This is a genomic window from Streptomyces liliifuscus, assembly GCF_016598615.1.
In the GTDB taxonomy this organism is placed as follows: domain Bacteria; phylum Actinomycetota; class Actinomycetes; order Streptomycetales; family Streptomycetaceae; genus Streptomyces; species Streptomyces liliifuscus.
In genome coordinates this window covers 420,913-435,538 of sequence record NZ_CP066831.1, presented here as the reverse complement: position 1 = coordinate 435,538, position 14,626 = coordinate 420,913, and the positions used below count along the sequence as shown (strand labels likewise).

The following is a 14,626-nucleotide window of genomic DNA, read 5'->3' as shown; positions in this document are numbered from 1 at the left end:
GAGGACCCGCTGCCTGGAGGCGACGGTCTGAGCCAGATGTCCGATCGCGTGAGTACTTTGTGGCAATTCGCATCCAGCGCTGCCGCAAACAGACCGGCAAGCGCGAGAGCCGCGAGAGCGTCTACGCCGTTACCGGCTTCGACGCCCATCGAGCAGGCCCGGCCGAACAATCGGGCCAAGAGAGCAGAAGCGGTTCGATCAGCGCCCACAACTCGTCGTCCACGATCGACGGCCGAGTACTCACAGCGTCACAACGGCCAAGGCTTTCGAAGGCTGCCGGATCCTCCATTGTCCAGCAACGCGACTCCATCGGAACAGGGGCGTACCAGTTGTCGCTGAAGATCGCGTTGCTGGAGAACGTGGTTTCCTGTCAGTGCCGATGCTGGGCGGCCATCCACTGCCAGATGTGCGTTCCGTTGATGCTGGGGTCGTTGCGGGCGACGTAGATCCATGACCAGTGGCCGGCGAACCTGTGGCCGTTCCAGATGACCTGGTCGTAGAGCGTCATCAGCGAGTCGGGGATGAGGTCGTGCGCGTGGGCGGTGTTGGCCTGCGGGTCCACGGTGGTGTCGTCGCGGGAGGTGACGAGCCAGCTGGGGGTGCTGATCCTTGCCAGCTCGCTGTCGGGGATCAGCGGTGCACCGCCGGGCGGGAAGGACGTGACAACGCCGCAGATCGGCACGGCGGCGGCGAACAGGTTGGGATAGACGGTGGTCATCTTCATGGTCATGTAGCCGCCGTTGCTGCAGCCGGCGACGTAGATCCGGTCGTGGTCGATGCGGTTCCTGCGCGTGACGTCGCCGATGATCTCGCGGATGAGGGGGGCGAAGCGGGGGCCGTCCTGCATCCAGGCGGAGGTGCTTTGCGGGGCTAGGACGTAGGCGCCGTCGAAGATGCGTTGTGCCTGGGGGGTGGCGAAGCCCAGTGCGCCGCGGTTGGCTCGTAGCGTGGTCTCGTTGTCGTAGTAGTTGTCGGGTAGTGAGGCGCCCTCACCCCCGCCGTGCAGCCAGACGATCAGCGGGTGCTTGCCTCGTCGGGAGGCGCGGGAGCCGGTGGGTGAGTACAGCCGGTACTTCATTCCCGAGCCGGAGATGTAGGAGCTGAACGCGTCGACCTCGGGGTCCGACAGCCGACGGTTCTGCACGAAGTTCTTGATGGTGATCGGTCGTTGATCGCGTGAGACGATCGGGGCGCGCTGAGTGATGGTGTAGGCGAGGTCGAGCATGACGTTGCGGGCCCTGCCCCGGATGTAGCCGAGGGTGCCGCCGCCGGTCTGGCCCTCGGCATGGCTCAGGTCGAGGACGATGTTGCCGCGGTGGTCGAGCCGGACGGCGGTCACCGTGCGGTCGAGGTCGTACTCGCCGGAGATGGTGTCGCCGTCGGCGATGGGGATCGGGCTGGTGGCTTTGGCGTGCACGGTGAAGGTGGCGGTGGTCAGGCTGTCCGGGTCGATCGGGCCGAGCCGGGCGGTGTTGAGGGTGATCGCGGTGACCTGCTCGCCGCCGTCGAGCACCTGGGCGTTGAGGGTGAATCTCACGCTGGTGGTCGCACCGCCGTCGTCGGCATACGCGGTGACGCCGGGTAAGGAGAGGCCCAGGGTGGCGCCTGTGCCGGCGGCCAGAATGGTGCGACGGCTGGTGGGTGTTGCCATGCGGGCTCCCTGTGTAGTGGAGAGGCTCTATCTCGGCCCGTGTGCCGAACACGGCGGTGAGCGCCGCCAGTTGGCACCGGCCCTTCATGCTCAGGATCAGGATGGGAAGTGTCATGAGCAAGACATAGGCGAGCACCGCCGACACTTTCCCGGCGTCGATGCGTAGCGGACGGGCGCTGCTTCGGCACGTCTCCAGCCGTAATGGTCGGCCCTCGGGTCATGCGGCCCAGCAGTCCTCGAACGCGCTCGACGACCGGTCCGCCGACCACCGCTCCGCCCGCGGCAGTTACGGTTTCACCCGCGTCGATGATCCGACGGGTCCATGCCGGCCTCTCATCGGTCCCTGCGAACCCATGCCGAATCACCGGGCCTGCCCAGCCTCGCCTTCGCCCCCCCCACCGGCCACACGGCCGCCTTCAAGTCGCACGGAGGCCCCGACTTCTCCTACGACGCCTCTACTCTCGCCGAGGAATCCTGGAACGTTGGGCGGTCAAGGTCGACGAGGTCTACGACGGGGCCGACTCCTCCTACCGACGCGGCGGCTACGGCGTCAGGGTGGGAAGCCAACACCGACAACGCGCGCCGGCCCCGGGATTGCGTCGTCCAGGCGGAGTCCTCAACGTGCTCCACGCCGGCGGCTAGCGCGTTCCCGGCCTAGCCGACGAGTTCTCCACGGGCTTCGTTCTTCTTCTCCTCGTCGTAGCTGAGGGATTCGCCGCCTCTCTGCTCGCACCACTGACCGGGTCTCATCGGGCTGCCGTCGCACTCGACGGCGTCTCCGTTCGTGAGGGCCTCGGCGTTGATGAAGAACGTGGTCATGCCGACGATGAACAGAGCCCAGCCCAGGACCCCTAGCCAGGGCCGCCCTGAGCTGCGCATTCAAATGATCCCTTCCGCCCCAGCGCCAGAAGTCGACGCCCACGGGCCCACCGGCCCTCAGCCCTCTCGGCACCGCCCCCGCGTGACCGGCACCCTCGTACGGAACCCTGCCCCGAAGGTCGAAACCGTAGGTCACCCAGCGGGTTCGATACGAAGGACGGCGCCGACGTCGCGGATCTCGACGACCTCCAGGCTCATGGCGTCGTTGATGGTCGCGGCCGGGCCCTTGCCACAGCTGAGCCCGACGCCGCCGCTTCCGTTCGAGGACACACCGCCGCCACCGGAACAGCCCGAAACGCTGTAGCCCGACCCCGTCAGCGGCGCGACCATCTCGACCTCACCGTCGGTGATCGCCGTCACCTCGATCGGCCCGAGACCGTACTTCTCCGGCACTGTCACGACGTCCCCCACGGCGACCTCGATCTCACACGTCCCGTCAGCGCACGGTCCGGTCGGCGAAGGCGACAGCGTGGCCGACTCCGTGGCCGATTCCGTGGGAGTCGGCCGGGCAACCGACGCCGATGCCCCAGAGCCGGACCCACTGGGCCGCCCCTCGGCGGGGGACCCGTCCGAAGAATCCGAGGAACACGACATGAGAGCAGCGAACATGGCAGCGACAACAACGACGGCGACGACGGTGGACGATGTTCTACGCATCATGGCCGCCATTGAACCGCGCCACGACCGGGACCCCTCCCCGCCGTCCGGACGGGTACTCCTCCCAATTGGGATGACGTCAGCTGCTTACTCGACCCGGACCTGATGGGGTCCCTGCCGGATGTGCGTGTCCCTGGTGCTTCGGTGGACGACTGGCAGGCAGTCCTCGAACCGTGATCGGCCGAATGTCGTCTGGTCGCGAGCGTGTGCATGCCAATAGCCTGCGACCTTCGCGTTCTGGGGGGTCTCGTGAACGGTCTCCGTGCGGTCATTGTCTGCCTTGTGATCGCGTGTGCCGCGGTCGTGTCGCCGACCTCGGCCATGGCTGTAACGCCTGTTGCGGCTGAGGCCGCGAAGCCGAGCTGGTCGGCGCTGCCGGTGCCGGCGGCGGCCCCGCCGGTGACCGTGTCCGATCTGGCCGCCCGTGGGCCGGGGGAGGCGTGGGCAACCGGGTACGAGCACGCCGCCGATGGACTGCGGCCGATGCTGTACCGGTGGGACGGAACGGCGTGGAGCACGGACGCAACCTTCCCCGGCGCCGGTGAACCGGGCTGGCTCGGCAAGGTGCGGTTCGTCGGCGAGGAGGTGTGGATCTTCCACAACCGCGCGGGGACGGGGGAGATCCTGCGCCGGTCGGCGGCGGGGTGGAATGCCGTCCCGCTGCCGCAGACCCTGTGGACCTACCAGGACTTCACCGCCGTACCCGGCGGGGCGTGGGTGGTCGGCGAAGACGACACCGGGCTCAAGGTGTTGCACTACGACGGTTCCGGCTGGACCACACAGGCCACCCCGGACGGTGTGCTGTACGTGATGGGCATCAACGCGCGTACTGCCACCGACGCCTGGGCCTGGGCGGACACCAGCACCGGGTCCACCGTCCTGCGGTGGGACGGCACGGCATGGCAAGACGCGAAGGTGCCGCTGCCGCCGAACAGCAACGTGCACACGATCCTGCTCGAACCGTCCGGCCGGGTCACGATCGGCGGCAGCCAGTACACCGACGGCGTGGCCCGCACCTACCTGATGACCTTCAACGGGCGCGCCTGGCGCACCACTTACCCGCCGCTGGGCGACACCTACACCGAGGCCATGGTGCGCGGTCCGGACGGTGCGCTGTGGCTTCCGGTGCGCAGCGACCGCGCGTTCCAGTCGAAGTACGCACGGGTGGACGGCCCCCGCACCACCTTCTCGTACGGCCCTGAGCGCACGAACGCGATCGACGTCAAACCGCGTGCGCTGGCGAGGGCCGGGTCCGCACTGCTGTCCTTCGGGACCGTCGAGATCTACGGCTCGAAACCGAACCTGATGAGCGAGCGGCTGGGAGGCTGACCATGGCTCGCCGAATTCCCATGGCACGCAGACTTGTTGTCGCGGTCCTCGCCGCCGCCGTGACCGTCGTGACGGTCATGAGCTCGGCCGCGGCGGAGACCCTGTCCTGGCAACACGTTCCGGTCCCGGCACAGGTACGCCCGCAGGCGGGACTGAACGAGGCCGTGGCGTTCGGGCCGGACCGGGCGTGGGCGGTCGGTGCCGACGCCGTCGGTCGCGAGGCGCCGGGCTTCCCGCTGATACTGCGCTGGGACGGAACCGCGTGGCAGCGCCAGAGTCTGCCCGGGATCGGCTGGCAGGGAGAGCTCCTGTCCATCGCCGCGACCTCGCCGACCGCGGTCTGGGCGGTCGGCCGTGACTCGGCGGGCGGCGCCCACCTGCTTCGCTCCGACGGCGGCGCCTGGTACGAGAGCCGGTCGCCGCGCGGTGTCGTGCTGACCAAAGTCGTCGCCGGCGGCGGTGAGACCTGGCTGATCGGTTCGCGGGAGGGCACGCAGGTACTGCTGCGCTGGGACGGACGCGGCTGGCGGGACGTGCCGGTGCCGCCGGGATCCGTGTACGGCCTGCACATCCTGGCGGCCGACGACGTCTGGGCCGCGGGCGCCTCCGACTCGGGTGCTGCCGTTTCGCACTGGAACGGGCAGGTGTGGCAGCAGACGATCGTGGACGGGTTCCCGCGGTCGGCCGTGAGCAGTGTGCTGGCGGTCTCGCCGACGGAGGTCTGGGCGGGCGGCACGGCCGGGTTCGTCGGCGGCCCGCCGGGCCGGCCGATTCCGCCACTGCTGGTCCGCTTCGACGGGCAGGCGTGGAGCCGGGTGACCGTGCCCACCGATTTCGGCTCGATCAGCTCACTGGCGCCCACCGAGTCCGGCGCCCTGGCCTGGGTCTCGGTCGCCCGCTCGCAGAAGTGGGGTCCGCCGGGCAGTAATCCGCCGTTCGTCCCCGGGCCGGATTTCCTTGCCTGGAACGGAGAGTCGTTCACCGAGTACAGCGAACCGTCGGTGCCAGGGGAGGGTGACTCCTGGGTGCTGAGGCTGGCGCCGGTGCCGGGCACGGCGAAGGTGTGGTCCGTCGGCCGCGCCGACGGCCCCGAGGGCACCTTCGCCCCGCGCATCCTGCGCTTCGGCTGAGACGACGAACGGGGCCTCGTCCGAAAGAGTCCTCGCCCCGCCGGGCTGTCACTCCGTGTCGAAGTCCGTCCCCCGGGAGACCTCCTCCCACTCGGTGAGTTCGGCCCGCACGGAGTCCAGGTGTGCGGCCAGGAAGTCGACCGCGTCTCCGCCGAGGGCAAGGCGGAGCGGGGTCTTCTCGGCGTCCAGAGCCAGCCGGATCGCTGCCGCGGCCTTCGCCGGGTCGCCGGGCTGGCTGCCGCCGCTGCCCTGCACCATCTGCCGGGTCGCGCCGACCTTCTCCTTGTACGCCGGATTTTCCTCGGAGAAGTACGCCGCGCCCTTGCCGAACAGGTTGGTACGGAACGCTCCGGGCTCCACGATCAGCACCTTGATGCCGAACGGCGCCACCTCGTCGGCCAAGCCCTCCGACAGCTGCTCCAGCGCCGCCTTGGTCGCGCTGTACGCGGAGAACCCGGCGAAGGACAGCTGCCCTCCGAAGCTGCTGATGTTCACGACCGATCCGCTGCCCCGCTCCCTCATCTGCGGCAGCAGCGCCCGGGTCAGACGCGCAGGACCGAACACGTGCAGCTCGAACAGGTCACGCAGCTCCCGGTCGGTGGTCTCCTCGAACGCCCCCACCTGGGTGCGGCCGGCGCTGTTCACCAGCACGTCCACCCTGCCGTAGCGTGCTAGGACGTCGGCGGCCACCACATCGATCCGCTCGCCGTCGGTGACGTCCAGGCCGATCGCCTCGACGCGGTCAGGGTGCGCGGCAACAAGGTCGTCCAGCGCCTCGGTGCGCCGGGCGGTGCCGATCACCGTGTCACCGGCGGCGACCGCGGCCTCCGCGATGGCCCGCCCGAAACCGCTGCTCGCGCCGGTGACCAGCCAGACCTTGGAGTTCTCGCTCATCTTCGTCTCCCTCGTCAACTGCCGTTCGGGACTCTTCCGTCGACAGAGTCGATCCTTCGCCAGGTACCAGGGCGGCGTCCAAGACCCCTTGTGATAGCCATGAGTTATGGACGTCCATGGGCGTGATCTGCGCTACTTCACCTCGGTCGCCGAGGAATTGAGCTTCACCCGCGCCGCCGAGCGGCTGTTCGTCTCCCAGCCGGCACTGAGCAAGCAGATACGGATGCTGGAGAAGCAACTCGGCGTGGTCCTGTTCGAACGGGACCGGCGGACAGTGCGGTTGAGCGCCGCGGGGGAAGCCCTGTTACCGCACGCCCGCGCGGTGCTGGCCGCCTGGCAGGCCGCGGAGGCCGCGGTGGAGGAGGCGAAGACGGCCGAGCGGTGCACTCTGGTGATCGGCATGTCCACCAGTCCGGGCCGCGGGCTGCTGCCCGCTCTGCGGACCCGCCTTGTCTCCCGACATCCGGACGCGCGGCCTGTCCTGTGCCAGGTCAACTGGGCGGATCCCACTGCCGGGTTGGCGGATGGATCCAGCGACGTCGCCTTCGTCTGGCTGCCGCTGCCGGACGAAGACCGTTACCAGTACGCGGTGGTGGCCCGCGAACCTCGGCTGGTCGCGCTTCCGGACGGACACCCCTTGGCGGCGCGGGCCGCGTCCGACCCCGAGGGAAAGGTGGACTTCACCGACCTGCTGGACGAGCCCTTCCTCGCCCTCCCTACGGAGGCCGGCCCGCTGCGGGACTACTGGCTTGCCCTCGACGCCCGGGACGGCCGACAGCCGCGGATCGGCGGGGTGGTGGCCAGCGCCGAGGAGACCCACGAGGCGGTCGCCGGCGGTCAGGGCGTGGTGCTGCTGGCAACCGGCAACGCCCCACTGATCGTCCGGGACGAGGTGATCGCCGTACCGGTCCGGGGCATCTCCCCGTCCCAACTGGCGGTGGCCGCCTGTCAGAACGACAAACGGACACTGGTCCTCGCCTACCTCGCCGCGGCGCGGGAGGTCGGAGCCACGATCTGTTGATCAGCCGCTCAGAGCGCGGCGGATCTCGCCGGCTCTGCTCTCATGGCAGCCACCCCGGGCCCTTCTGCCGCGTCATGCGTACGTCGTCACTGGTTCAGGCCTCGGGGCGCAGGGCGTCCGAGATCTGCTTGGCCCCGCCGTGTGCGGTGAGGCCGCCGTCGACGGGGATCTCGGCGCCGGTGATGAACGACGCGTCGTCGGAGAGGAGGAACGTGACGAGCGGGGCGATGTCGTCGACGGTTCCGGTGCGGCCGAGCGGTGTCCCGCGAACGTTCGCCTCGCGGAACGCGGGTGCCGCGGAGGCGGTCATGTCCGTCTCGATGAAGCCGGGGTGGATGAGGTTCACGCGGATGCCACGGGGCCCCAGTTCCATGGCGGCGGTCCTCGACAGTCCGCGTAGCGCCCACTTGCTGGCCGTGTACGCGACCGGGTAGTGGGCGGTCAGCGCCGCTGACGAACCCACGTTCACGATCGACGCCCCCGGGCCCATCAGCGGGACCAGGTGCTGGATGCCCAGGAGCGGCCCGGTGACGTTGACCGCGTGGACCCGGGCCATGTCTTCGGGGCGTACGTCGTCGATTCGGGCACGCCAGGTGACGCCCGCGTTGTTGACCAGGCCGTGCACCTGCCCGTACACCTTGCGCAGTTCCGCGGCGAGCTCAGCCCAGTCGTTCTCGCTGGTGACGTCGAGGCGGTGGCAGCCGGGTGCCTCCGTCACGTCGGTGGCGATCACCTGGGCGCCCTCGCGGGTCAGTGCGTCGGCCTCCGCTGCGCCTTGGCCACCGGCCGCGCCCGTGACCACGACGACCTTGCCGAGCAGTGGCTTGGAGCGGAGGTCGGTCACGGCCGCTCCCGCGGGCGGCGCCGGGCGACGGGAACCGGCAGGGGGGCAGGGCCGGGGACCACGGTGTTGGAGACGGTGCCGATGCCCTCGACGGTGAGGGCCACGGTGTCGCCGGGCTTGAGCGGCACCGGGTCCTGTCTGCCTCGTACGCCCCACAGTTCGGCGAGACAGCCGCCGTTGCCGCAGGTCCCGGAACCGAGGACGTCCCCGGGCCGGACGACGGTGCCCCGGGAGGCGTAGGCGACCATCTCCTCGAAGGTCCAGCTCATGTTGGACAGCAGGTCCTCGCCGATCGTCTCGCCGTTGACCTCCGCCGTCAGCGCCAGACGCAGGAAACCGTCCGCGTCGCGGTACTTCTCCAACTCGTCGGCGGTGACCAGATAAGGCCCCAGTGTGGTGGCGGTGTCCTTGCCCTTGCAGGGGCCGAGGCCGACCTTCATCTCGGCGGACTGCAGGTCACGGGCCGACCAGTCGTTGAGGACGGTGTAGCCGACGATGTGGTCGCGGGCCTGCTCGGGGGTGAGGTCGCGACCCTCCTTGCCGATCACGGCGGCGACCTCCAGCTCGAAGTCGAGCACGCTCGACTCCGGCGGCATGGGGATGTCGTCGTGCGGGCCGTACATGGCGTAGGGGTTGCCGAAGTAGAACGTCGGGGCCGCGTACCACCGCTCCGGGACACCGGCGGTGCCGTCCACGGATCGCCGGACGCCCTCGACGTGCTCCTCGAAGGTGACGAAGTCCCGCATGGTGGGCGGCTGGAGCGGCGGCAGCAGGCGCACCTCGGACACGTGGGGACCGGCCGGGGTGGAGAGCAGCTCGGGGCCCGCGTCGAGCAACTCGGGCAGGCCGCCGCCCTCGGCGAGCAGTCCGGTCAGGGAGCGCACACCGGGCAGGGGGCGGAGCGTGCCGTCCTCGTGGACGACGGCCACCTGATGTCGGTTGTGGTGTTCGTACGTGGCGAGACGCATGGGAGAGGACCTGTCGGTGTGGAGGCGTGGTGCGGAAGCCGGGGACGCGGCGGCGGTCAGACCGGTGGGGCGACGAACACTCCGCGGTCGACGTCGTTGAACGACTCCTTGGCGACCAGCTCGTTCATCGGGTTCGCCGTGCCCCACTGGTCGGTGACCTCGGGCTTGGAGAAGTCGTAGACGTGGGGGTGCCAGGTGTCCTCGTCCAGCTCTTCCAACTCGGTGGTGTACTCGACCGTGTTGCCGTGCGGATCCAGGAAGTACGTGAAGGTGTTGTCGCCCGCCATGTGCCGGCCCGGGCCCCAGACCTTCTGGAAACCGGCCCGCATCACCCGGCCGGAACCGCGCATGTACTCGTCCAGGCCGCGCATCTCGAACGAGACGTGGTGCAGGGCGGTGTGCGGGCCCTGGGCGATGGCCATCGAGTGGTGCTGGTTGCTGATCCGCATGAAGTGCATGACCTCGCCCATGTGCGGCGAGCTCAGCGTGTCGGACAGGCGGAAGCCGAGGTGGCGCTCGTACCACTCACGCGTCCTGTTCAGGTCGGGGGAGTTGAGCACCACGTGCGACAGACGGACCGGGATCGACTCCTTCTCCTCGATCCTGCGGTGCTCTCGCGCCTCGACGTCGGCGGAGACCTCGATGGTGCGACCGTCGACGTCGAAGAAACGGAAGCCGTAACCGCCGCCGGGGGTGTCCACCTTGCCCGGCTGGGAGACCAACTGCACCTGTTGGGAGAGCAGTTGCTCGGCCAGGGTGTCGACGTCGGCCGGGCTGCCCGCCCCGTAGGAGACCAGGTCGAGGCGCTTCTCGTCGGCCTTGCGCAGCCGTACGACGTACTGTTCGGGGCTGCCCTCGGCGGCGAGGAAGGAGATGCCGGAGTCCTCGGCGACCTTGGTCAGGCCCCAGACGCCGGCGTAGAAGTCGAGTTGCTTGTCGTAGTCGGGCACGGCGAGGTCGACGTGCCGCAGATGGGTGAGCAGGCGGTTGCTCATGGGGGCCTCCCTCAGGCGAGGTTGAGCAGGGCAGCGGCGTTTCCGCCGCGGACGGAGTGGAAGTCGGCGATGGGCAGGTCCGCGGCGCGCAGCGCGCCCAGCGGGTCGTCGGCGCCCATGTCGAACGGGAAGTCGGAGCCGAGCAGGACTCGTCCCGGGCCGGCGGCGCGGACCAGCTCCCGCAGTACATGGGGGTCGTGGACGAGGGAGTCGAAGTACAGCTGCTTCAGGTAGCTGCTCGGCTCACGGGCGCAGTCCCGGGCGTCGGGGCGGGCCCGCCAGGCGTGGTCGGAGCGGCCGATGTGAGTGGGGAGGTAGCCGCCGCCGTGCGCCGCGATCAGCTTCAGGCCCGGATGGCGGTCCAGGACACCGGAGAAGATCAGATGCGAGAGGGCGACGGCGTTCTCGGTGGGCTGGCCGACCGTGTTGGACAGGTACCACCGGTCCAGGCGCTCGTCGAGTGTGCAGCCGAACGGGTGCAGGAAGACCAGGGCGCCGGTCTCCTCGGCGCGCGCCCAGAAGGACGCGAGCCGCGGGTCGGAGAGTTCCACCTCCCGTGTCCCGCCCCGCCCCGGCGCGTGTGAGGAGATCTCCACGCCCCTCAGCCCCTGGTCGAGTGCGTGGTCGAGCAGCGCGACGGCGAGCTCGGGGTGCTGGAGCGGGATCAGACCGAGGCCGTGCAGTCGGTCCGGGGCCTTGGCGCAGTGCGCGGCTGTCCCCTCGTTGGCCAACTGGCAGACCCGCTCGGCCAGTTGGGGCTCGGCCCAGTAGTGGTAGTGGCTCGGTGAGGGGCTCACCAGTTGGACGTCCACGCCGGTTGCGTCCATGGCCGCCAGGCGCACGGAGACGTCTATCAGTTTCGGGACCCGTGCGCCAACCATGGGACCGTTCACGGCGAGGGCCGCCGAGCCGTTGCGGCGGGCGTCGAGGCCCTGGGCCTCGACGAGGCCGGGCCGCCCGGCGACGGCCTCCTCGACCTCCGGCAGCAGCAGGTGGGCGTGAACATCGATCGTCGGTATCGAGGGGGGCTCGGTCACGGGAGTTCCTTGAGCGCGTTCAGGGTACGGCCCATCAGTCCGGGTACGTCCGCGTCGCGCACCCCGTCGAGCAGCCACTGGCCGAGCTGGACGGAGGCGTCGACGACCATGCGTACGCGGGGCAGCCGTCGGGCGTGGTAGTCGGCGAGGAGCTGCTCGTCCCAGGCGTCCCTGTTGGTCAGTAGTTCGGCGAGGACCAGGACGTCCTCCAGGGACATCGCGGCGCCCTGGGCGAAGGTGGGCGGGCAGGCGTGGGCGGCGTCGCCGACGAGCACGACCCGGCCGCGGTGCCACGGGCCCTCCACCAGATGCCGGTCGAACCAGGTGTAGTTGACGGCCTTCGGGTCGGTGAACGCGGAGCGGAGCTCCTCCCACACTCCGCCGTAGCCCTCGCTGAGCGCCCGCATCTCGTCGGCGTACGCGTCCGGGTTCAGCGAGGCCCGGTCGCGGGCCGGTTCGACGAGGTAGGTGTAGACCGTGTCCTCGCTGGTCGGGCAGTACCCGGCGATGAAACAGCGGCCGCCGTAGATCATCTCGGTGCGGCGGACACCGGTCGGGCGGGGCGCGGGGGCGCGCCAGATGCCCATGCCGGTGGGTTCGGGTCTGTCGGTGATGCCGATCATGGAGCGGGTGGTGGAGTTGAGCCCGTCGGCGCCGACCACCAGGTCGTAGCGGCGGTCGGTGCCGTCCGAGAAGGTGACGTCCACGCCGTCGTCGTCCTGCTGGAAGGCGGTGGCGGTGGTGCCGAGGCGGACGTCGGCGCCGGAGGCGCGCACCTGGTCGATGAGGAGCTGTTGGAGCCTGGGCCGCCGCATACCGATGTGGGCGGGCAGGTCGTCGCCGCCGGTGCGGAGTTCCTCGTGGGCGTGCAGCACGGTGCCGTCGGGGGCGAGAATTGCGACGCCGTCGGCGGCGTATCCGTCCTTCTCGATGCCTTCGAGGATTCCCACCTCGCGCAGCACGCGCAGCGCGTTGCCCTGAAGGGTGATGCCGGATCCGGCGGAGGCCTTCCAGTCGGGGCTCGCCTCGACGACGTCGACGGTGATCCCGGCCCGGCGCAGCAGGATGGTCAGGGCGTTTCCGGAGGTGCCTCCGCCGACGACTAGAACGATGCGGGTTCCCCGAGCCGGGGGACGGGGGAGGGTCGGGCTGTCAGCCATGTCGGGGGTACCTCCAGGGAGTGGGCCGCGCGACCTCGGGCGGCGGGGGTGTGGCTCTTGTGCGGGGCCCGGCGACTGCGCGGGCTATTTCACTGCGACGGGATTGACCGGGGAGCCGACGGCACCGGTGATGGGCAGCGGCGCCGCGGTCAGCCAGAACTCGTACACGCCGTCGCTCGCACAGTCCGCTGCGAGGGCGTCGAGGTCCCACATCTCGCCGATCAGCAGGCCCATGTTGGGGATGACGATCTGGTGCAGGGGCTGGAAGGCGTGCTCGAACTCGTTCGGCCGGACCTCGAAGCCCCAGGTGTCGGTGGCGATCGCGGCGATCTCGCTGCCGTGCAGCCAGTCGGCGGTGGTGAACGACAGGCCGGGCGCGGGGCCGCCCGCGTAGTCGCCCCAGCCGTCGCGCCGGGCGCGGGCGAGGTGTCCGGTGCGGACCAGGACGATGTCGCCGCGGCCGACGCTCACGCCGTGGGCCTCGGCGGTCGCGGTCAGGTGCCCCGCGGTGATGGCGAAGCCGTCCGGCAGCTCCGGTTCACCGTCGTCGTCACCGATGATCCGGGCGACATCCAGCAGCACTCCCCGCCCGGCCACGTACGGGGCCATGTGCTCGATGCCGGTGACCAGGTCCCCGTCGGAGGTGACGACCTTCTCCGCATCGCGTCCGTTCCAGGCCTTGCCGTGGTCGAAGATGTGCCCGAGGCCGTCCCACTGGGTGGAGCACTGCAACGGCATCGTGATCACGTCGTCGGCGCCGCCGATGCCGTGCGGGAGGCCCTGGTTGCCAAGCGCCGCATCGGTGCCCGTGTCGAGCATGGTGTGCACGGGGTTGGTCCGCCGGCGCCAGCCCTTCTGTGGGCCGTTCATGTCGAAGGACTGCGCGAGCGAGAAGCTGACGCCCCGGCGTACGAGCGCCGCGCCTTCGCGCCGCTTGGCCTCGTCGAGGAAGTTCAGCGTGCCGAGCACGTCGTCCTCGCCCCAGCGTCCCCAGTTGGAGTACGTCTTGGCGGCCTCGGCGATGGCGCCTTCCGGGTCGTGGCGGTCCAGGCTCATGACTTCTCCTCCACGCAGCGCGTACGTTGCGCACCCAGGCCGGTGATCGAACCCTCCATGACGTCGCCGTCGCGCAGCAGCCGCCCCCAGTGGATGCCGTTGCCGGCCGGACTGCCGGTCAGCACCAGGTCGCCGGGCAGGAGCCGGGAGGTCTGGGAGATGTACGACACCAGGCGCGCGATGCCGAAGAGCATGTCCTTGGTGGACTCGTCCTGCATGGTGTCGCCGTTCAGCTTCAGAGTGACCCGAAGGTCACCGGGGTCGGCGATGGACTCGGCGGGGACTATCCAGGGCCCGAGCGGGGTGAAGCCGGGGGCGTTCTTGCTGCGCAGCCAGTCGGTGCCGATGGCGGGCATGTCGCGGCGGAAGACGGTGGCGCGGTCGGTGAGGTCGTTGGCGATGGTGTAGCCGGCGACGTACTCGATCGCGTCCTCGACGGACACCCGGTGGGCGGGCTTGGCGATGACGGCCGCCAACTCCAGCTCCCAGTCCGGCTTCTTCGCCCAGGAAGGGAGTACGACGTCGTCGTACGGGCCGGCGATGGTGCTGGGCAGGCCGATGAACACGTACGGCAGGTCCTCGGCGGCCCGCCGGTCCATGACCGCCGCGATCTCCGCGCGTGCCTCCTCGACCGTGCGCGGGTCGTCGGGGGAGCGGTGGGCGACCTCCAGGTCGATCACGTGCTGGCGGTAGTTGGCGCCGGACTGGAAGATCTGGCGGGGCTCGACGGGGGCGTGCACGCGCAGACCGTCCAACGGGCGCCACTCCAGGGCGTCTTCGTTCGCGAGCGTGTGCAGGACGGGCAGGGTTTCCTCCCACCGCTCCAGCACGGCGCGCATCCCGGAAGGCGCCGAGGCCAGGGACTTGCCGAGGTGCAGGACCCGGTCCTTGACCAGGAGTCCGGGGAACGGCTCCCGGTCCGGAAGCGAGAACGTGCCGAGCGCGAAAGGGCCTGCGGATTGCACGAGTGTTGCCATGAGATGTCCTCCCGTGGAGTTGCGGTCT

14 protein-coding genes are annotated in these 14,626 nt (G+C 70.0%); 3 read left to right on the top strand and 11 right to left on the bottom strand.

Features of this window, described 5'->3' with window-relative positions:
- Positions 1-370: 370 nt before the first annotated feature.
- From JEQ17_RS01910 to JEQ17_RS01900, 3 genes are all read right to left on the bottom strand, one after another.
- Positions 371-1,651, bottom strand: coding sequence for a prolyl oligopeptidase family serine peptidase (locus JEQ17_RS01910; protein ID WP_200393520.1), 1,281 nt, complete (start codon positions 1,649-1,651; stop codon positions 371-373).
- Between the two features lie 654 nt (positions 1,652-2,305).
- On the bottom strand, positions 2,306-2,530 hold the full coding sequence (locus JEQ17_RS01905; protein WP_234048004.1) for a hypothetical protein: 225 nt from the start codon (positions 2,528-2,530) through the stop codon (positions 2,306-2,308).
- Between the two features lie 132 nt (positions 2,531-2,662).
- A complete protein-coding gene (locus JEQ17_RS01900) occupies positions 2,663-2,929 on the bottom strand; it encodes a hypothetical protein (RefSeq protein ID WP_234048003.1) in 267 nt (88 codons plus the stop codon).
- A 507-nt stretch (positions 2,930-3,436) separates the two neighbouring features.
- Here JEQ17_RS01900 and JEQ17_RS01895 point away from each other — a divergent pair.
- Both JEQ17_RS01895 and JEQ17_RS01890 read left to right on the top strand, forming a co-directional pair.
- Positions 3,437-4,516, top strand: a complete 1,080-nt coding sequence (locus tag JEQ17_RS01895) for a hypothetical protein (RefSeq protein WP_200393518.1) — start codon at positions 3,437-3,439, stop codon at positions 4,514-4,516.
- Between the two features lie 20 nt (positions 4,517-4,536).
- Positions 4,537-5,646 carry a hypothetical protein gene (locus JEQ17_RS01890; protein ID WP_200401245.1) on the top strand — a complete coding sequence of 370 codons (1,110 nt, stop codon included), beginning with the start codon at positions 4,537-4,539 and terminating at the stop codon, positions 5,644-5,646.
- Between the two features lie 48 nt (positions 5,647-5,694).
- Here the strand turns inward: JEQ17_RS01890 and JEQ17_RS01885 are convergent, their stop codons facing one another.
- A complete protein-coding gene (locus JEQ17_RS01885; RefSeq protein ID WP_200393517.1) occupies positions 5,695-6,540 on the bottom strand; it encodes an oxidoreductase in 846 nt (281 codons plus the stop codon).
- 106 nt (positions 6,541-6,646) lie between these two features.
- Between JEQ17_RS01885 and JEQ17_RS01880 the strand changes: the two genes are divergently transcribed.
- On the top strand, positions 6,647-7,561 hold the full coding sequence (locus tag JEQ17_RS01880) for a LysR family transcriptional regulator (protein ID WP_200393516.1): 915 nt from the start codon (positions 6,647-6,649) through the stop codon (positions 7,559-7,561).
- A 94-nt stretch (positions 7,562-7,655) separates the two neighbouring features.
- Here the strand turns inward: JEQ17_RS01880 and JEQ17_RS01875 are convergent, their stop codons facing one another.
- The 7 genes from JEQ17_RS01875 to JEQ17_RS01845 form a co-directional block, all read right to left on the bottom strand.
- A complete protein-coding gene (locus JEQ17_RS01875) occupies positions 7,656-8,405 on the bottom strand; it encodes an SDR family NAD(P)-dependent oxidoreductase (protein ID WP_200393515.1) in 750 nt (249 codons plus the stop codon).
- The gene (locus JEQ17_RS01870; protein WP_200393514.1) at positions 8,402-9,373 is read right to left on the bottom strand and encodes a fumarylacetoacetate hydrolase family protein; all 972 of its coding nucleotides are present in this window, start codon (positions 9,371-9,373) and stop codon (positions 8,402-8,404) included. Before JEQ17_RS01870 ends, JEQ17_RS01875 begins: the two co-directional genes overlap by 4 nt.
- 56 nt (positions 9,374-9,429) lie before the next feature.
- Positions 9,430-10,368, bottom strand: coding sequence for a VOC family protein (locus JEQ17_RS01865; protein WP_200393513.1), 939 nt, complete (start codon positions 10,366-10,368; stop codon positions 9,430-9,432).
- A gap of 11 nt (positions 10,369-10,379) precedes the next feature.
- A complete protein-coding gene (locus JEQ17_RS01860) occupies positions 10,380-11,405 on the bottom strand; it encodes an amidohydrolase family protein (protein ID WP_200393512.1) in 1,026 nt (341 codons plus the stop codon).
- The gene (locus tag JEQ17_RS01855; RefSeq protein ID WP_200393511.1) at positions 11,402-12,565 is read right to left on the bottom strand and encodes an FAD-dependent oxidoreductase; all 1,164 of its coding nucleotides are present in this window, start codon (positions 12,563-12,565) and stop codon (positions 11,402-11,404) included. The genes JEQ17_RS01860 and JEQ17_RS01855 overlap by 4 nt, the downstream gene beginning before the upstream one ends.
- An 84-nt stretch (positions 12,566-12,649) precedes the next feature.
- On the bottom strand, positions 12,650-13,621 hold the full coding sequence (locus tag JEQ17_RS01850) for a cyclase family protein (protein WP_200393510.1): 972 nt from the start codon (positions 13,619-13,621) through the stop codon (positions 12,650-12,652).
- The gene (locus tag JEQ17_RS01845) at positions 13,618-14,598 is read right to left on the bottom strand and encodes a fumarylacetoacetate hydrolase family protein (RefSeq protein WP_200393509.1); all 981 of its coding nucleotides are present in this window, start codon (positions 14,596-14,598) and stop codon (positions 13,618-13,620) included. The genes JEQ17_RS01850 and JEQ17_RS01845 overlap by 4 nt, the downstream gene beginning before the upstream one ends.
- Positions 14,599-14,626 lie beyond the last annotated feature (28 nt).